The 18,928-nt window shown below is 64.1% G+C and carries 15 protein-coding genes; 3 read left to right on the top strand and 12 right to left on the bottom strand.

Features of this window, described 5'->3' with window-relative positions:
• Positions 1–201 precede the first annotated feature (201 nt).
• The 7 genes from NKH28_RS10625 to NKH28_RS10655 all read right to left on the bottom strand — a co-directional run bounded on the left by NKH28_RS10625 (position 202) and on the right by NKH28_RS10655 (position 7,534).
• Positions 202–1,233: a BMP family protein gene (locus tag NKH28_RS10625; RefSeq protein ID WP_352978792.1), complete on the bottom strand. Its 1,032-nt coding sequence runs from the start codon at positions 1,231–1,233 to the stop codon at positions 202–204.
• A 152-nt stretch (positions 1,234–1,385) separates the two neighbouring features.
• Complete coding sequence (pcaF, locus tag NKH28_RS10630) at positions 1,386–2,591, bottom strand: 3-oxoadipyl-CoA thiolase (protein ID WP_352978793.1); 1,206 nt, start codon at positions 2,589–2,591, stop codon at positions 1,386–1,388.
• A gap of 142 nt (positions 2,592–2,733) precedes the next feature.
• Complete coding sequence (locus tag NKH28_RS10635) at positions 2,734–3,495, bottom strand: SDR family NAD(P)-dependent oxidoreductase (protein ID WP_352978795.1); 762 nt, start codon at positions 3,493–3,495, stop codon at positions 2,734–2,736.
• 12 nt (positions 3,496–3,507) lie between these two features.
• Positions 3,508–4,320 carry an ABC transporter permease gene (locus NKH28_RS10640; RefSeq protein WP_352540869.1) on the bottom strand — a complete coding sequence of 271 codons (813 nt, stop codon included), beginning with the start codon at positions 4,318–4,320 and terminating at the stop codon, positions 3,508–3,510.
• Positions 4,320–5,183 carry an ABC transporter permease gene (locus tag NKH28_RS10645; RefSeq protein ID WP_352978797.1) on the bottom strand — a complete coding sequence of 288 codons (864 nt, stop codon included), beginning with the start codon at positions 5,181–5,183 and terminating at the stop codon, positions 4,320–4,322. The genes NKH28_RS10640 and NKH28_RS10645 overlap by 1 nt, the downstream gene beginning before the upstream one ends.
• Positions 5,184–5,259: 76 nt before the next feature.
• Positions 5,260–6,423: an ABC transporter substrate-binding protein gene (locus tag NKH28_RS10650; protein WP_352978799.1), complete on the bottom strand. Its 1,164-nt coding sequence runs from the start codon at positions 6,421–6,423 to the stop codon at positions 5,260–5,262.
• Positions 6,404–7,534 carry an ABC transporter ATP-binding protein gene (locus tag NKH28_RS10655; protein ID WP_352540866.1) on the bottom strand — a complete coding sequence of 377 codons (1,131 nt, stop codon included), beginning with the start codon at positions 7,532–7,534 and terminating at the stop codon, positions 6,404–6,406. The genes NKH28_RS10650 and NKH28_RS10655 overlap by 20 nt, the downstream gene beginning before the upstream one ends.
• Positions 7,535–7,648: 114 nt before the next feature.
• Between NKH28_RS10655 and NKH28_RS10660 the strand changes: the two genes are divergently transcribed.
• Positions 7,649–8,461, top strand: coding sequence for a helix-turn-helix domain-containing protein (locus tag NKH28_RS10660; RefSeq protein WP_292657193.1), 813 nt, complete (start codon positions 7,649–7,651; stop codon positions 8,459–8,461).
• A gap of 8 nt (positions 8,462–8,469) precedes the next feature.
• Here NKH28_RS10660 and NKH28_RS10665 read toward each other — a convergent pair whose 3' ends face one another.
• The 5 genes from NKH28_RS10665 to NKH28_RS10685 form a co-directional block, all read right to left on the bottom strand.
• Positions 8,470–10,539 carry a 3-hydroxyacyl-CoA dehydrogenase NAD-binding domain-containing protein gene (locus NKH28_RS10665; RefSeq protein ID WP_352978801.1) on the bottom strand — a complete coding sequence of 690 codons (2,070 nt, stop codon included), beginning with the start codon at positions 10,537–10,539 and terminating at the stop codon, positions 8,470–8,472.
• A gap of 121 nt (positions 10,540–10,660) precedes the next feature.
• Complete coding sequence (locus NKH28_RS10670; protein WP_023678189.1) at positions 10,661–11,608, bottom strand: ABC transporter permease; 948 nt, start codon at positions 11,606–11,608, stop codon at positions 10,661–10,663.
• A gap of 2 nt (positions 11,609–11,610) precedes the next feature.
• The gene (locus tag NKH28_RS10675; RefSeq protein ID WP_023678190.1) at positions 11,611–12,585 is read right to left on the bottom strand and encodes an ABC transporter permease; all 975 of its coding nucleotides are present in this window, start codon (positions 12,583–12,585) and stop codon (positions 11,611–11,613) included.
• 1 nt (position 12,586) lies between these two features.
• Positions 12,587–14,080 carry a sugar ABC transporter ATP-binding protein gene (locus NKH28_RS10680; protein ID WP_352978936.1) on the bottom strand — a complete coding sequence of 498 codons (1,494 nt, stop codon included), beginning with the start codon at positions 14,078–14,080 and terminating at the stop codon, positions 12,587–12,589.
• 74 nt (positions 14,081–14,154) lie between these two features.
• Positions 14,155–15,168 carry an ABC transporter substrate-binding protein gene (locus tag NKH28_RS10685; RefSeq protein WP_352978803.1) on the bottom strand — a complete coding sequence of 338 codons (1,014 nt, stop codon included), beginning with the start codon at positions 15,166–15,168 and terminating at the stop codon, positions 14,155–14,157.
• A 218-nt stretch (positions 15,169–15,386) separates the two neighbouring features.
• Between NKH28_RS10685 and NKH28_RS10690 the strand changes: the two genes are divergently transcribed.
• Positions 15,387–17,798 (top strand): glucan 1,4-alpha-glucosidase, encoded by a 2,412-nt coding sequence (locus NKH28_RS10690; RefSeq protein ID WP_352540862.1) that lies wholly within the window; start codon positions 15,387–15,389, stop codon positions 17,796–17,798.
• Positions 17,799–17,898: 100 nt separating this feature from the next.
• Entirely contained in the window at positions 17,899–18,915 is a 1,017-nt protein-coding gene (gene gnd, locus NKH28_RS10695; RefSeq protein WP_352540861.1) for a phosphogluconate dehydrogenase (NAD(+)-dependent, decarboxylating), read from the top strand.
• The last annotated feature ends 13 nt before the right edge of the window (positions 18,916–18,928 follow it).

The raw sequence follows: 18,928 nt of genomic DNA on the forward strand, positions 1-18,928 counted from the left end.
GGGAATGCGCTGCACCCCCCTCTGGCCTGCCGGCCATCTCCCCCTCAAGGGGGGAGATCGGATGTCACTTCGGCTTTCGCAAATCGTCAGCGCTGAAGAAGAGGTGCTGTCGGCGAAGCTGCTAATCTCCCCCCTTGAGGGGGAGATGGCCGGCAGGCCAGAGGGGGGTGCGACAAGCGCCAGACCCCCAAAAGACATCGCTCAGTCCGAGACCGGCGTATTCTCATCGACGTCGACGCGGAAATTGCCGTCGAGGATCTCGGCCTTCTTCTTCTCGACCAGTTCCTTGACCTCGGCCGGCAGCGTCTTGTCGAACTTGTGATAGGGCGCGAGATAGGAGCCGCCCTTGGCCATGCGCGAGAAATCGCCGTAATCCTGCGCGGTGAAGACGCCGGCCTTGACCAGCTTGATCGCCTGCTCGACGGTCGGATACATGTCCCAGACCGGCCCGGTGATCACGGTGTCGGGGCCGAGGCTCGACTGGTCCGACATGTTGGAGATAGCGAGGATCTTCTTCTCCGCCGCCGCTTCGATGACGCCGAAGCGCTCGGCATAGATGACGTCGACGCCGGCGTCGATCTGGGCGACCGCCGCTTCCTTTGCCTTTGGCGGATCGAAGAACGAGCCGATGAAGGCGACCTTCTTCTTGATGTTGGGATTGACCTCCCTGGCGCCGGCAAAGAAAGCGTTGACCAGCCGGTTCACTTCCGGAATGCCCATCGCCGCGACGGCGCCGATCGTGCCCGATTTCGACATTTTCCCGGCGATCATGCCGGACAGATAGGCCGGCTCGTGGATCCAGTTGTCGAAGACGCCGAAATTCGGCTCGGCCGGCCCGGCGCCGGAGCCGAACAGGAAGGCGGTCTTCGGGAACTGCTTGGCGGTCCTGCGCGATTCGCGCTCGGCGGCGAAGGCATCGCCCAGCACCAGCTCATAGCCGCCCTGCGCATATTCGCGCATGACGCGGCTGAAATCGGCCGTCTGCACCTTCTCCGACCATTTGTATTCGATGCCGAGTTCCTTCTCGGCCTTCTGCAGGGCAACATGGATCTGGTTGTCCCACGGCTCCTCGATCGGCGTGGCGAAGATAGCCGCCACTTTCAGCTTCTTGGTCTTGGCAAAGGCGCTGCCCGGCAGCATCGCCGCCGCCAGGCCGAGCGCGCCCAGCTCCAGCACGTTGCGGCGCGAAAGCTCTTCGCGTTTCGATTGGATTCTGCTCTTCCCGTTGTCCATTGCATGCCCCTCTGATTGGCGCCGTGTCGAGCCGGCTCTCTTCTCTGGAATATCAGCGAAGGAACTATGGAACGGTGCCCGGCTTTTGTCCACATGGTCAAATTTGAGTGGGCGGAACGCGCCATTAAATGGCCTGGCAAATCGACGCTTGCTCACAATCGCTCCAGCGCCACCGCGATGCCCTGGCCGACCCCGATGCACATGGTGGCGAGCGCGTATCTGGCGCCGCGTTCACGCAGCTCCAGCGCCGCCGTGCCTGATATGCGCGCGCCGGACATGCCGAGCGGATGGCCGAGCGCGATGGCACCGCCATTCGGGTTGACGTGCTCCGCATCCTCGGCAATGCCGAGCTGGCGCAGCACGGCGATGCCTTGCGAGGCGAAGGCCTCGTTGAGCTCGACGACATCGAACTGTTGCGGCGTCAGGCCGAGCCGGGCACACAGCTTTTGCGTGGCCGGCACCGGGCCGATACCCATGATGTGCGGCGCCACGCCGGCGGTGGCACCGCCCAGAATACGGGCAATCGGCGTCAGCCCATATCTTTTCGCGGCTGCTTCCGAGGCGACGATCAGCGCCGCCGCGCCGTCATTGACGCCCGAGGCATTGCCGGCCGTAACCGTGCCGCCTTGCCGGAACGGCGTCGGCAACTTGGCCAACGCGTCGATCGACGTGCCCCCGCGGGGATGCTCATCTCTGTCGACAACGACCGGATCGCCCTTGCGCTGCGCGATCGTCACCGGCGTGATTTCCTTTGCCAGCCGGCCATTGGCTTGTGCGGCTACAGCCTTGTCCTGGCTGCGCACGGCAAATGCGTCCTGGTCGGCGCGGGAGACAGCGAACTCTTCCGCCACGTTCTCGCCGGTCTCCGGCATCGAATCGACGCCGTATTGCTTCTTCATCAGCGGATTGATGAAGCGCCAGCCGATCGTGGTGTCGTAAATCTCGGCATTGCGCGAAAAGGCGGTCTCTGCCTTCGGCAGCACGAACGGAGCGCGGCTCATCGATTCGACGCCGCCTGATATCATCAGCTCCGCCTCGCCGGCCTTGATGGCGCGGGCAGCAATCATCACCGCATCCATGCCCGAACCGCAGAGACGGTTGACGGTCGAGCCCGAAACCTCCTTCGGCAGGCCGGCCAGCAGCAGCGCCATGCGCGCCACATTACGATTGTCCTCGCCGGCCTGGTTGGCGCAGCCATAGACGATGTCGTCGATGGCAGCCCAGTCGATGTTTGGATTGCGCTCGACCAGCGCCTTCAGAGGGATAGCGCCGAGATCGTCGGCACGGACCGCCGACAACGAACCGCCGAAGCGTCCGATCGGCGTGCGGATGTAGTCGCAGATATAGGCCTCGGCCATTATGCAGCCTTCCCGTTTGCGCTGATGGTTTCTGCTCGCGACCCAGCCATGTTGGCCGCATTCTCCTTGAGACGAAAGCACATCTCGCCGCCGGCCGTTAGGCCAAAGAGAATTTCAGCTGCCGCCCGCCGGGAGCGGCGGATCAGCCGATGCTTTCTCCACCGTCGATCACCAGCGCCTGACCGGTCATGAAGGACGAGCGGTCGGAGACGAGGAACAGGATCGCTTCGGCGATTTCCTCCGCGCTGGCCCAGCGCTGCATGGGAATTTTGGTGCGGACATAGTTCTCGATCGCTGCCCGCCCGCCCATCTGCGCGATGAACGGCTCGTTGAAGGGCGTATCGACCCAGCCGGGGCACAGCGCGTTGATGCGGACATTGTGTTTGGCATAGTCGAGCGACATCTGCCGGGTCATCGCCACCACTGCATGTTTTGACGTTGCGTAGGCGATCATTTCGCGGTCGTAGAACACACCCGAATTCGAGGCGGTATTCAGGATCACCCCGCCGCCTTGCGCGATCATCGACGGCATGACCAGCCTGGCCGCCAGGAACTGCGCCCGCACATTGATCCGCCAGGAGGCATCCATGCCGTCGGCGCCGACTTCGGTCAGCGTGCCGCCGACCTGGATCCCGGCATGATTGTGCAGGATGTCGATCCGCCGATGCCGGCCCAGCGTTCTCGCGATGAGCCGCTCGACCGCCGCATCCTCGCCGACGTCGGTGGCAACGGCCTCGGCCCGACCGCCGGCCGCACGAATGTCGGAAGCGGTTGCTTCCCCCGCCGCCTGGTCCCTGTCGGCGATCACCACGAGCGCACCTTCCCTGGCCATCATCATGGCGCCGGCACGCCCGATCCCCGACCCGGCACCCGTCACCACGGCGATGCGATCTCTCAGAATCATGTTTTTTATCTTTCAGTGTGATGGTTTTCGTTGCCGCAGTTGCCATTGGGCAAGCACCACGAGCAGAACGGAGGCGACGAGCACGATCGTCGCGATGGCATTGATCTCCGGCGTGACCCCGCGCCGGATCGAGGCGAAGACATAGATCGGCAACGTCGTCTGTGCGCCGGCGACGAAGAACGCGACGATGAAATCGTCGAAGGAGAATGTGAAGGCGAGCAGGAAGCCGGCGATCACCGCCGGCATGATCTGCGGCAACACGATGCTGCGGAACGTCGTCAGCGGGGTGGCGTAAAGATCGCTCGAGGCCTCGACCAGATTGCGGTCGAGGCTGCCGAGGCGCGTGCCGACAATCATCGCCACCAGCGCCATCGAAAACAGCCCGTGCGCGGCGATGATCGAGCCATAGCCGAGCGCCAGGCGCGGTGGCTGGTCGTTCGGCCACAGCGAAGCGACAAACGGGTTGACCACCCCGAATAGCTGGACCAGCGCGACCAGCGTCGAGATGCCGATGACGACACCAGGAACGACGATCGCAGCACCCAAAAGGGCATCGAACACGGCTCGCGTCCGCGCCCCGACACGCGCCAGGCCAACCGCGGCGGCCGTGCCGCACAGCGCCGCCAGCAAGGCGCTGGTCGTGGCGATGAACAGGCTGTTCTTCAGCGCTTCGACCAGGAACGGGTTTGCTAGTGCCTTGCCGTACCATTGCACCGAGAAGCCAGTGAACTCGCTGGCGTGGTGGCCGGCGTTGAACGAAAACAGCACTACCAGCGCGATCGGCAGGTAGAGAAAGGCAAAGACCGCAACGACGAAGGCACGCATCAGATCAGGTCCACCCGGCGGGCACCCGAAAGCCGGGTCGAAATGCGGTTCGCGGCAAGCAGCACGACCACTGAAACCGCCACAAGTGTGATGGCGATTGCCGATCCGAATGGCCAATTGCGCGATTGCAGGAACAGATCGACCAGCGCGTTGCCGATGAAGAAGACCTTGCCGCCGCCGAGTAGCGTCGGGATCAGATATTCGCCGAGCAGCAGGATCATGACCAGCGAGAAGCCGGTCATCACACCTGGCAGCGACAGCCGCAGCGTCACGCCGAGGAATGTCGAGATCGGCGTCGCGCCGAGATCGGCGGAGACCTCCAGCAGCCGGCGGTCGAGCCGCTCGAGGCTGACATAGATCGGCAGGATCATCAGCGGCAGATAACCATAGACGATGCCGAGCAGAACCGCTCCCGGCGTGTTGATCAGCCGCACGTCCTCCATCCCGACATAGGCCAGGAGAGCTGGGATGCCGCGCCCGCCAAGCACATACATCCAGGCATAGGTTCGCATCAGCAGGCTGGTCCAGAACGGGATGACGACAAGCGCCAGCAGGATCAGCCGCCACCGTTCCGGCGCGCGCAAAGCGAGGTAATAAGCGACCGGATAGGCAACGAGAAGACAGGCCAGTGCGCCCGCCGGCGCCAGCACCATGGTGTTCCAGAAGGCGGTCGCCCGCGCCGGAAGATTGGCAAACTGCGCCAAGGTGAAAGCGGCCTGATAGCCGCCTTCCGGCGCCCGCTCGCCGACGCTGAAAACGGCAATCGCCACGAACGGCAAAACTAAAAACACCACCAGCCACGCAGTTGCTGGACCGAGCAGCAGGGCGGTCAGGAGATTGTGACGAAGGACATTGCTGCGCATTGAAAAAACCGCCCCGGTGCCGGCGGACATCTGTCCGCCGGGGAGTTGCCTGCAACGAGCCTGTGGCCTGCCAGGTTCAAGCCGACTTGAAGCGTGCCATCAATTCGGCCCGGCCCGGATCGGTTAGCGTTGCAGCCGCACCGAATTCGAGCGGCTTCAGCAGATCCGCCGCCGGATAGAGGATCGGATTGTCCAGCACCTCCTTGGGCAGCAGCGCATTGACCCGCGCATCGGTGGAAGGCGCGCCGTTGGCCAGGTGCTCCTTGACCGCGACTTTCGGGTTCATCAAATAGTTGAGCAAGGCATAGCCGGCAGGCTTGTTCGGCGCATCCTTGGATATTGCGTAGAAGTCGGTCCAGATCTCGCCGCCTTCCTTGCCAAGCACGTAGGCGATTTCGGGGATGTCGCGGTGGAGCTGCGCCCCGTCATTGGTCCAGCACATCGTCATCCAGGCGTCGCCGGCACGCATCGACGGCTGGTAGTCGCTGGAGACCGCGAACAGATGCGGCTTGACCTTCAGCAGCAATTCCTCCGCCTTGGCGAGTTCGTCCGGCTTCAGCGAGTTGAACGAGAAGCCGAAATATTTCAGCGCGTTGCCGATCGTGGTCAGCTGGTAATCATGAACCATGGTCCGGCCGTCGCCCTCCGCCATGGCCGTGTCCCAGAATTCCTTCCAGCTTGTCATCGGCTTGGTCAGTTTCTTGGTGTTGACGGCAAAGCCGGTGGTGCCCCAATTCTTCGGCACCGCGTAGGTCACGCCATCGATCGTGCCTTCCCCAGTGAAGCGCGGGTCTTCTTGCGAGCCGTCATAATTGGCAAGCTTGGCCATATCCAGCGCCTCGATGATGCCAAGCTTCTTGTAAGTCGAGATCGTGTAGTTGGTCGGAACGAAAAGGCTCCAGCCCGAGGCGCCGGCCTGCAGCTTGGCCAGCATCTCCTCGTTTGACCCGAACACGTTCACCTCGACGGCAACGCCGGTTTCGGCCTTGAAATTCTCGAACGTCGCCGGGTCGTGATAATTGGGCCAGGTGGCAATCGACATGCGGTCGCCAAGCCCCTCCTGGGCGAAGGCTGGCGACGGCATGATGCCGAGTTCGCGGGCCATTACTGCCGTTGCGATGCCTAGGCCGGTGAGGCCAAGGAACTCGCGGCGGCCGATGGAACCGCGCTTGAGGCGCATCAACTGGTCGACGAATTTTTCAGGGCTTATCGGCAGTCCGTCACGATACGATTTCGACATTTTTGTTTTCCCTCTGGTTGGTCCCGTTATTCTCCGGAAACGCCAGCGGCGTTCCGGCTGTAAAGCCGACGGCGACGGGTTCACCCGGCTTGAAGAGATTTCCACCGCCAACCAGATGATCGGCCTTGGCGAGCAGTGTCCCGATGCCTTGGACCTCGATTGCATATTCCGCGGTGGAACCGAGAAAGATCCGGTTGCGGACAAGCCCGTTCAGCCGGCCGCTTCCGGGCGCGCCGAGACTTAAGGATTCAGGACGCAGGCTGACCGAGACGGCTTCGCCCTGGGCTAGCGAAGTGCGCTTGCGCGCGGCGATGACGGTGCCGTCGGCAAGCGCTATCTCGACGAGCTTGCCCGAGAGCCCGACGACCTTGCCGCTCAAGAGATTGGTCTTGCCGACGAAATCGGCGACGAAGAGGTCGGCGGGTTCATCGTAGATTTCGCTCGGCTGCCCAAGCTGGACGATGCGCCCGCCATTCATGACGCAGACGAAATCGCTCATCGACAGTGCCTCTTCCTGATCGTGGGTGACCAGGACGAAGGTGATGCCGATCTCGCGCTGCAGGTTCTGCAGCTCTATCTGCATGTCGGTGCGCAGCTTCTTGTCGAGCGCCGCCAGGGGCTCGTCGAGCAGCAGCACCGCCGGCTTGTTGACCAGCGCCCGCGCCAGGGCGACACGCTGCTGCTGGCCGCCGGAAAGCTCATGGATCTTGCGGCGTCCATAGCCCGCAAGCCGAACCATGGCGAGCGCCTCGCCTGCCTTCAGGCTGATCTCCCGCGACGACAGGCGCGGCCGCGCCTGGCGTAGGCCATAGGCGACGTTGTCCGCCACATCCAGATGCGGAAACAACGCATATTGCTGGAACACCATGTTGACCGGCCGCCGATAGGGCGGCGTGCCGGCCATGTCGCGGCCACGGATGAATACCACACCTTCGCTTGGCTGTTCGAAACCGCCGATCATGCGCAAACAGGTTGTCTTGCCGCAGCCGGACGGCCCGAGCAACGCGACAAAGGCAGACGGCGGGATGGCAAGATCGATGCCGCTGACCGCGATCACGCTGCCGTAGCGTTTGGTGACCCCGCGAAACTCGATGTCGGGCACTGCGGTCAAAGCTGCGGGCTCCAGCGGCTAGTTGGTCTCGAAACGCTATCAGAGCCAATGGCGGCTAGTATATACCTCCCAGGTGGTATATTTCGTCTATTTTCTCGTATGGAGGGGTATGAATTGGGCGTTTCACGCAGCGATGAATACAGCCGGCTCGCTGCGCTCATCGCAGCGACGCGGGAGACGAGCGGCGAGCTTTTCGGCAAGGCGATGGTCGCCTGGCTCCGCCAGCATGTCAGCTTCGATCATTGCGTGATCTTCGGCTATCGCGGCGCCTCACGCCCGCCGCTGCTGTTCGAGACATTCTCGCCGGCCGAAAGCCACGTCTTCGTTGCGCTCTATCAGGAAGGGCCTTATCTGCTCGATCCGTTCCACCATGCGGCAGTCGAGCGCAAGGAAGGCTTTTGGCGCATGCGCGAATTGGCGCCGGATCGCTTCTATGCCAGCGAATATTACCGCTCCTATTACAGCCAGACCAGGCTTGCGGAGGAGGTCGGCTTTTTCGTGCCGCTGCCGGGAAAGGACGCGCTGGTGGTCTCGCTAATGCGATTGCGCGCTTCGGGGCCGTTCGGAACCGCCGATGCCAGGTTGCTGCGCGACATGGCGCCTGCGGTGATCAGCCTCGTCAGGCTGCGCTGGCCTACCCTTCCGGCTGACGGACCGGTTGGGACGAAGCAAGACGAGGCGATTGCTCCGGTCAGTGAGTTCGAACGTGCTCACATCTGGAAGAGCCTTTCGCTCACGCCGCGCGAACAGCATGTCGTCGATCTGGTGCTTCAGGGCCATTCCACGGAATCGATTGCCAGGGCGATGCGCATCGTGCCGGGAACCGTAAAAGTTCATCGCCGCAACATTTACCGCAAGCTCAAGATAAAGTCGCAGGCGGGTCTGTTCGCGCGTTTTGTCGAGATCATGGACGCACGGATTCGGTAGTCCCAAGTTCAGCCGGCAGCGCCGTCCCAGGAACCGGTTTCGGCCATTTGCCTGAGCCGGGGTGCCACTCGAAAGACATCCTTGCCGGTCTGCTGGTGCCAGTGATCCAGCCGCTGGATGATCTTGTCCACGCCTTCGAGGCTCGCCCAGAACATCGGCCCGCCCTTGCCGACCGGGAAGCCGTAGCCGTTGACCCAGACGACGTCGATATCGGAGGCGCGGGCGGCAATCTTTTCCTTGAGGATTTTGGCGCCCTCGTTGATCATCGGATAGAGCGTCCGCTCGATGATCTCCTCGGCGCCGATCGCGCGCGGTGCAACACCGCGCTCGGCAGCCTTGTTGCGGATCAGCGCCTCGACATCGGGATCGGGCAGCGGCGTGCGCGAACCGCCTTCATAGCGATAGAAGCCGCTGCCGGTCTTCTGGCCGAAATGTCCCTGTTCGCACAACGCATCGGCGATCACGGCCGTCTGGCCACGCGCCTTGCGGTTGCGCCAGCCTATGTCGAGGCCGGCGAGATCGCTCATCTCGAACGGCCCCATCGGCCAGCCGAAATCGGTGAACACCTGGTCGACCTGGCGCGGCATTGCGCCTTCGAGCAGAAGCGTCTCCAGTTCCGCACCGCGCGCCGCCAGCATGCGGTTGCCGACGAAGCCGTGGCAGACGCCGACAACGACCGGCACCTTGCCGATCCGCCGTGCCAGATCGACGATGGTCGCCAGCACGTCGGTCGAAGTCTTGTCGGCGCGGACGATTTCCAAAAGCTTCATGACGTTAGCCGGCGAAAAGAAATGCATGCCGAGGAGATCTTGCGGCCGCGACGTCGAAGCGGCGATTTCGTTGACGTCGAGATAGGAGGTGTTGGTGGCGAGGATCGCGTCCGGTTTGGCCACGGCATCGAGCCTGCCGAAGACCTCCTTCTTGACCGCCATCTCCTCGAACACGGCCTCGACGATCAGGTCGCAATCGGCAAGATCGGCATAGTCGGTGGAAGCCTTGAACAACCCAAGCCGTTGGCGCTTGGCGTCTTCGCTCAGCGAGCCGCGGATGACGGAAACGGCATAATTCTTGTTGATCGTCGCCAGCCGGCGCTGCAAGGCCTCGTGTGTCGCTTCCAGCAAGGTCACGGGGACGCCGCCGTTGGCGAACGCCATGGCGATGCCGCCGCCCATTGTGCCGGCGCCGATGACGCCGACCCGGGCGATCTTGCGCCTGGCGACGTCCTTGCCGGCAATCTTTGCCGCCTCACGTTCAGCGAAGAACAGATGCCGCTGCGCGCGTGATTGGTCCCCGGCGACAAGCTTGACGAACAGGTCGCGCTCCGCCGCCAGCGCTTCGTCGAAGGGCAGCGTCAGGGCGTTGCGGACCGACTGCGCACAGGCGATCGGCGCCTCGAGGCCGCGTGCTTTGCCGGCAAGCACTGCCGCTTCCTTGTCGAACGCCGGCAAGTCGGCCTGGTCGAGGCGATCATTGCGGTCGCGCACCGGCGTGAACGGACCGCCTTTCGCGGCCGTTTCGTTGGCGAAACTCACCGCTTGCGCGGTCAGGTCGCCATCGAAGACGGCATCCACCAGGCCGGCGGCGAGCGCCTCGGCCGCACCGATCGGCGTTCCCGAAACGATCATGCTGAGTGCCTTCAGCGGACCAACCAGGCGCGGCAGGCGAACCGTGCCGCCGCCGCCCGGCAGCAGGCCGAGCTTGACTTCCGGCAGGCCGAGCCTTGCCGTTCGGTCGGCAACACGGAAATGGCAGCCGAGTGCCAGTTCCAGGCCGCCGCCGAGCGCAGTGCCGTGAATGGCCGCGACCGTCGGCTTGGCGATGGTTTCCAGCATGGCGACTAGGGCGCCCAGGTCCGGTTGCCGCGCCGGCTTGCCGAATTCGGTGATGTCGGCGCCGGCGACGAAGGTCCGCCCGGCGCATGCTATCACGATTGCTCCGACCGACGGCTCGTCGCGCAGGGAAACGAGCGCCTGCATCAGCGGCTCGCGCACATGGAAGCTCAGCGCGTTGACCGGCGGATTGTCGATGCTCACCACCGCGACGTTGCCGTGCCTTGTAGTGCTGACGAAATCGGACACGCAAACCTCACGCAATGATGTTGGCCAATAGCGCGACGGGATTTACAGCGCTGGCATGCGGATGGGAACCACGTGTTTTGCAGGCCGGATCGATATCCCTTCGCCGCCGGGTGGCCTTGCTTTAGCGCAGCGCCTTCTGCCCGCCCGCGGCGGTGATGACGCCGACGATGATCAGCCCTGTCAGCACCAGGCGGACGCCGACGCTGACGCCGAACGTGTTGAGCATGGTCAACAGCAGCACCAGGAACAGCGCCGCGCCCCAGACCCCCGGCACATTGGCCTTGCCGCCCGCCACCGACGTGCCGCCGATGACGACGACGGCGATCGAGGCCAGCAGATACTCATTGCCGATATCGACATTGGCGCCGCGGAAATAGCCGGCGAGCAGTGCGCCGTCGAGGCCGCCGAGCGCGCCCGACAGCGTGTAGGTGAGGAAACGGGTGCGGCCGACATTGACGCCGGCCAGCCAGGCAGCGCGGATGTTCTGGCCGATCGCCAGCACCGAGCGGCCGTAGATCATGCGCTGCAAAACGATGCCGGCGCCGATGGTGAACAGAACGGTGAGGATCGCCAGCACCGGGATGCCGAACACCTGCCAGTTGGTGAAGTCGGCAAAGCCCGGCGGCGGCTTGATCTGCAGGCCCCGCCCATAGCTGATATCGACCGACTGGATGACGAAGCTGGCCGACAGCGTCGCGATGATCGGCGGAATGCGCAGGGCCCATATCAGCAGGTAGTTGACGGCGCCGATCGCCATGCCGCAGGCAAGCGCTGCCAGCAGGCCGACCGCGATCATCGCATCATTGCCATCCATGACCTTCATGGCGACGGCGCTGGCAAGGCCGATATTGGCCGGCAGCGACAGGTCGACATTGCCCGGCCCGAGCGTGATGACGAACATCTGCCCGACGCCGACGATGACCGTGAAGACTGCGAGCGACAGCGCCGCCGTGATCATCCCGCCGCCGCCATAGCCGCCGGTGAAGGCGATGGTCGCCAGCCACACCAGCAGCGCCCCGAAGAACGACCAGATCCAGGGTCTGGCGAGCAGTGTCCGCAGCGATGCCATGCTCACCTCTCCCTGCGGCTGATCAGCACCCGCGCCGCCAGCACGATGATCAGGATGGCGCCATTGGCGGCGACCTGCCAGTCGGGCGGAATGTGCATGAACGTCAAGAGGGGCGATGCCGCCAGCGCCAGCGTCAACGCGCCGATGACGGCGCCGATCGGCGACACCCGGCCGCCGACGAACTCGCCGCCGCCGAGGATGACCCCGGCGATCGAAAGCAGCGTGTAGCCATTGCCGATATTGGCATCGGCCGAGGTGGTGATGCCGATCAGCGCCATGCCGGACAAAACGCCGAACAGGCCGGTCAGCGCAAACAGCGCGATCTTGGTGCGCAGGAGCGACCAGCCGGCGCGCTTGAGTGCGGCTGAATTGCCGCCCGATCCACGCAGGATGACGCCGTAGGAGGTGCGCATCAGGCCAAAATGGACGACGGCTGCGATCAGCAATGCCGCGATGATCGGGAACGGAATGAAGGGTGGCTTGAAGGCCATCAGCGCCAGCAGCCAGTCCGGCGCCTTGCCGCCGGGCTTGGGCAGGATGAGGATGGCCATGCCCTGCCAGACAAAACTCATGCCGAGCGTCACCACGATAGAGGGCAGGTTGCGCAGATGGATCAGCGCGCCGAGCAGCGCGTAGACGCCGATCGACCCGAGCAGGATCACGACGCCGAGCAGCGGCGCGTCCTTCAGCCATGTCGCCGTCACGCAGCCGACGAAGCCGACAAAGGTGCCGATCGACAGATCGAGCTCGTTGCCGGCGATGACGAACATCTGCGCGATCGTCGCCAGAGCGATCGGGATCGCCAGATTGAGCATCAGGCTGAAACCGAAATAGCTGATGGCGCGCGGGTTGAGCCAGGCGATGGCGATGAGCACCAGCGCCAGCGACAGTGCCGGCAGCAGGCTGCGCAGCATGCGCGCCCGCCTGGTGGCGCGAGCCGAAGATTTTAGCCCATTCTCGACGGATACCGCTGTCATCTCAGGCCGCATCGCCGAACGACGACTGGATGATCTTTTCCTCCGTCAGTTCGTCGCGACGAAGGTTGGCGACGATCCGGCCGTTCTTGAACACATAGATGTGGTCGCAATTGTCGAGCTCTTCGGTTTCGGTGGTGTACCACAGGAAAGTGCGGCCATGGCGAGCCTCCTCGCGCACCAGGTCGTAGACTTCGAGCTTGGTGCCAATGTCGACGCCGCGCATCGGATCGTCCATCAGCACGATCTTGGCGTCGGAGCCGAGCGCCCGCGCGAACAGCGCCTTCTGCTGGTTGCCGCCGGACAGCGAGAAGATGTTGTTGTTCATGTCGGGCGTACGGATGCCGATTTTCCGCTGCCACAACTCGGCAAGCTCGGCTTCGCGCTGCGGCGAGATCAGGAGGCCGTTGCGCAATCGCGCCAGCGAACGGATGCCAATGTTCTCGGCAATCGACCATTGCGGAAAAATCCCGTCCGACTGGCGGTCGCCGGCAACCAGCGCCACCGGCGCGGTGACCTCGATGCCGGTCTTGGCACGGGAAGACGCAGCAAAGATAGCCAGCAAAAGATCGGTCTGCCCATGCCCGGCAAGTCCGGCAAGGCCGATGATCTCACCGGCACGGGCGACGAGCTCGTTGCCGTCCTGCTGTCGCGCCGGGCGCGCCCGGACCCGCAGCGGACCGGGCTCCGGCTTGCCGCTCGCAATCTCTGCGGCGGTCTTCTCGCGCGCCTCCGCTCCGCCCATCGCCGTCACCAGCCTGTCGCGGTCGAAGGCGTCGGCCTGCCCGGCGGCGACCACCTTGCCGTCGCGCATCACCACGATGCGGTCGGCATTTCCGAGCACTTCGCCCAACACATGCGAGATCAGGATGCAGCTCTTGCCGGCAGCGATGAAGCGGCGCACGAACGCCAGCAGCTGGCCGGCGGTATGCGCGTCGAGCGAGGATGTCGGCTCGTCGAGGATAACCAGCTCGAGCGGCTCCTGCGTGACCGTGAAGGCGCGCGCCACCTCCACCATCTGCCGGCTGGTGATGGAAAGATCACCGACGATGTCGGATGCCGAGATGCTGTGGCCGGGGAAGATCTCGTCGAGCTTGGCGGCGATCAGATCGGCCGCCTTGCGCCGCCAGCCGAAGCCATGCAGCGACGCGTGGTTGATCCGCGTGTTCTCGGCGACGCTGAGGTTCGGGCAGAGCGACAGCTCCTGGAACACACAGCGTATGCCGAGCTGCTGCGCGCGCGGCACCGAATAACTTGCCTCGACACCGCCGCGGACCGCGATCTGCCCGCTGTCGGGGGCAAGCGTGCCCGCCACCATATGCATGAGCGTCGATTTTCCGGCGCCGTTATGGCCGACGAGACCGACGCATTCTCCGGCACGAACGCTGAAATCGACACCGGCGAGCGCCCTGACGGCGCCGAAATGTTTTTCGGCTCCGTCCAGTCTTATGATGTCCAAACTGACGGCGCCGAAAAGCTTTTCGGCGCCATCCGGCATGATGATGTCTGCATTGGCCTCGGGCATCCCTCAACGATACCCGGTTATCCGTGGCGGCAACAATAGCGCCATGCTCACTTGATGTTGGCCTTGATCGCCGCGATGGCGTCTTCCTGCGTGTATTCGTGGCTGGCGACGCCGCCCTTCGGAATCTTCGGCAGCGCGGCCTCGAAATCGTCCTGGGTGAAGGCAAGATAGGGCACCAGCAGGTCGTGCGGCACGTCGGTGCGGCCGTCGAGCACCTGCTGCGCCACCCAGAAGGCAAGCGTCGATACGCCCGGTGCGATCGATGCCGACCAGGTCTTGTAACCGTCCTTTTCCTTCTGCTCCTTCCACCACTGCAACTCGTCCTGGCGATTGCCCATGATGATGGTCGGGCGTGGCTTGCCGGCGGCGGCGAAAGCCTGCGCCGCGCCGTAGCCGTCACCGCCCTGGTCGACGACCCCGACAACATCCGGCAGCGAAGGCAGGATCGTCGCTACGGCTTTCTGTGCCGTGGTCTGGTCCCAGTCGCCGGTCACCGAGCCGACGATCTTGAACTCGGGATGGGCAGCGACGCCTTCGAGGATGCCGGCATGGATGGCATCGTCGATCGAAGTGCCGGCGAGGCCGCGGATTTCCAGCAGGTTGCCGCCCTTGGGCTGGAACTTGGCCATCTGCTCGACTTCCTGCTTGCCCATGTCCTTGAAGTCGACGACGACGCGGTAGGCGCAGGGTTCGGTGACGATACCGTCGAAGGAAACGACGATAATGCCGGCGTCGCAGGCCTGCTTGATGGCGCCGTTGAGCGCATCCGGAGACGCCGCGTTGATGACGATCGCGTCATAGCCCTGCAGGATCAGGTTCTGCACCTGGGCTGCCTGCGTCGGCACTTCCTTGTCGGCCGTCGTGAAGACGTCCGCGGCGCCGACCACCTTGTCGGCAACCGCCTTCTTGGTAACGATGGCGTAGCTGTCCAGCATCGCCTGCCGCCAGGAATTGCCGGCGTAATTGTTGGAGAAGGCGATTTTCTTGCCGCTGGTGTCGGCAAGCGCGGTACCTGCGGCGAGCATCGCCGCAAGAGCCCCCAAAGCGAATATTTTCCTCATGTCATACTCCTCCCGTGAGTTGCTGTCTTACTGGTGGTTAATGGCTGGCTGGTGGGTATTGGCTGATACGCTCACAATCTTGTTTTTTATCTATTATCAGACAAATGCAGATAGGCGGCAAGCTGTCAACATCAAACCATGGCCGGCGATCAACTTGCGGTGCAATCATTGAAACCGGTTCGACTCCTGGTCTAGGGATGGCACTGGAGACCGATTGAATGGCGACGAACCTTGCCCCGGGTGCACCCGGCATTCCGGCACGCTGGACCTCGAGCGCCAAGAGCGGCGTCGGCACCGCGCTCTCGCCGGCCTGCCCGATCTGGTTCACCATCAGCCACGGTATCCTCAACGAGATCTACTACCCGCGCCTCGATAGCGCATGCACCCGCGATCTGGGGCTGATCGTCACCGGACCCGACGGCTATTTCTCGGAAGAAAAACGCGACGCCGAACACAGTATCGAACCCCTGGCGGACGGGGTGCCTGCCTACCGGCTGGTCAACACCGCAAGCGATGGAACCTACAGGATCGAAAAGCGCATCCTGACGGATCCGGAACGTCCCGTCTTGCTGCAGGAGATCATGTTCACGCCGCTCAAAGGCGCGGCCGCCGACTACCGCGTCTACGCGCTGCTGGCACCGCACCTCGTCAACGCCGGCATGGGCAACACCGCCTGGATCGACGACCATGAAGGACAGCCTGTCCTGTTTGCATCGGGACGCGGCACCTGCCTGGCGCTCGCCTCGTCGCTGCCGTGGAAGGCGTGCTCGGCCGGCTATGTCGGCGTCTCCGACGGCTGGCAGCAGCTTGGTCAAGGCGGCCGGCTCGATCCGGCCTGCCGCAGGGCCGAGGACGGCAATGTCGCGCTGACCGGCGAGATCGCCTTTTCGGCTGCGAACCCAAAAATATTGCTGGCGCTCGGCTTCGGCACGACGCCGCAACAGGCGGCGGAAACTGCTTTCGCCAGCCTGAGGCAAGGTTTTGAGCCCGCAGCCGGATCCTACGTCGACAAATGGCGCAAATGGCAGGCCGGTTTGCTGCCGCTGGACCGGCATGCGGCGTCCGGCCTCAACAGCTACCGCCTCAGCACGGCGGTGCTGGCGACACACCGGTCGTCCGCCGGAGCAGCCGTTGCCAGCCTGTCGATCCCGTGGGGCTTCAACAAGGGCGACGACGATCTCGGCGGCTATCACCTGGTCTGGCCGCGCGATCTGGTCGAAACCGCCGGCGGCTTCCTCGCCGCCGGCGACCCGGCGGAAGCCTTGCGCATCCTTGGCTATCTGCGCGCGATCCAGCAGCCGGACGGCCATTGGCCGCAGAACGCCTGGCTCGACGGATCGGCCTATTGGCCGGGCATCCAGATGGACGAATGCGCCTTCCCGCTGCTGCTTGCCGACGCACTGCGCCGCGCCGGCCATTTGCCGCCTGCCGCACTCTCCTCCTTCATGCCGATGATCGAGCGCGCTGCCGCCTATGTCGTGCGCAACGGCCCGGTCACCGGCGAGGACCGCTGGGAAGAAGACGCCGGCTACAGCCCGTTCACACTTGCGGTCGAGATCGCCGCATTGCTTGCGGCTGCGGACATCTTCGATGCCGCCGGCAAAACAGAGCCGGCAAACTATCTGCGCGAAACCGCCGACGTCTGGAACGACCAGATCGAGCGCTGGACCTACGTCGCCGGCACCGCGGCATGCGAGCAAGCCAGCGTCGAAGGCTACTATGTCCGCATTGCGCCGCCCGACAAAGCCGGCGCGGCATCGCCGAAAGACGGCTACGTCCCGATCAAGAACCGCCCGCCGGCCGATACGGACCGGCCGGCCAAGGCGATCGTCAGCCCGGATGCGCTGGCGCTGGTCCGCTTCGGCCTCAGGGCGGCCGACGATCCGCGCATCCTCGACACGGTCAAGGTCATCGACGCGCAATTGCGCTGCGAGCTGCCGCAGGGGCCGCTCTGGTACCGCTACAATGGCGACGGCTATGGCGAGCATGCCGACGGCGCGCCCTTCGATGGAACCGGCCGGGGCCGGCCCTGGCCGCTGCTGGTCGGCGAGCGCGCTCATTACGAGCTGGCGGCAGGCCGCAGGGATAGTGCGGCAAGCCTGCTCAGGACGTTCGAGAACTCTGCCGGACCGGGCGGCCTGCTGCCGGAGCAGGTCTGGGACGGTCCCGACATGCCGGAGCGCGAATTGCGGCATGGCGGGCCCTCCGGCAGCGCCAAGCCGCTGGTCTGGGCGCATTCCGAGCACATCAAGCTGCTGCGGTCTCTCCGCGACGGCGCCGTGTTCGACATGCCGCCGCAAGGGGTCAAGCGCTATATCGAGGGCAGGACGGTGTCGCGCTTCAGGGCATGGCGTTTCAACCACAAGATCCGTACCATCCCGGCAGGCAAGGCGCTGCGCATCGAACTGCTGGCCCGGGCGGTGGTTCATTGGAGCAGCGACAATTGGGCAACCGTCCATGACACCGAGACCACCGCGAATGCTTTCGGCATCCATCTTGCGGAATTGCAGGTTGCCGAGATTGCTCCGGGCAATAGCCCGGGCAATAGCATTGTCTTCACTTTCTTCTGGCCCGACAGCGGCCATTGGGAGAATGCTGACTTTTCTGTCGACATCGGCGATACCGGATAGAACATGATCCCGCAAAGTGGAGACCGGTTTTTGGACAAGATCATGCTTCAATCACAGCGCCACTAGATCATCGATCCCTCAAGTAAGGCAGGACGAGACCATGCAGATAGGAATGATGGGACTGGGCCGGATGGGCGCCAACATGGTTCGGCGCCTGCTGCGTGATGGCCACGAATGCGTCGTCTACGATATTAACCCGGCGAGCGTCGCCGCGCTTGTGAGCGCCGGCGCGGTCGGAACCGCGTCGATGGAGGAGTTCGTCGGCAAGCTGGCGAAGCCGCGCAGCGCCTGGCTGATGCTGCCTGCGGCGATCACCGGCAAGATCGTCGACCAGGTGGCTGCCCTGATGGAGCCGGGCGACATCATCATAGACGGCGGCAATTCCTATTATCACGAGGCCGTCGACCACGCCGCGCGCCTCGCCTTGAAAGGCTTGAGCTATGTCGATGTCGGCACCAGCGGCGGCGTCTGGGGCCTCGAGCGCGGCTACTGCCTGATGATCGGCGGCCCCGACAGCGCGGTCCAGCACCTCGATCCGGTCTTCGCAACGCTGGCGCCGGGCGCCGACGCCGCTTCGCCCGCCCCTGCCAAGAATGCCGGAACCTCGCCCTTCGGCTATCTTCACTGCGGACCAAGCGGCGCCGGCCATTTCGTCAAGATGGTCCATAACGGTATCGAATATGGCGTTATGGCCGCCTATGCCGAAGGCATGAACATCCTGAAGTCGGCGAATGCCGGCAAACGGCAGCGCACCGCCGATGCCGAAACCAGCCCGCTGGAAAACCCGCAATATTACCAGTTCGACATCGACATCGCTGAAGTGGCCGAGGTCTGGCGGCACGGCAGCGTCATCGGCTCGTGGCTGCTCGACCTGACGGCCGGCGTACTGAAGGCCGATTCGTCGTTGACGCAGTTCGGCGGGCGGGTCTCGGATTCCGGCGAAGGCCGCTGGACGCTGAAGGCGGCGATCGACACCGGCGTGCCGGCGCCGGTGCTGTCCTCGGCGCTGTTCGACAGGTTCTCCTCGCAAGGCGAATCCGAATTCGCCGACAAGCTTCTGTCCGCCATGCGCTATGCCTTTGGCGGCCATGTCGAAAAACCCAAGGCCGGCTCGTGACGGGCGACAGGGA

It is taken from the genome of Mesorhizobium sp. M1227 (assembly GCF_040318315.1).
In the GTDB taxonomy this organism is placed as follows: domain Bacteria; phylum Pseudomonadota; class Alphaproteobacteria; order Rhizobiales; family Rhizobiaceae; genus Mesorhizobium.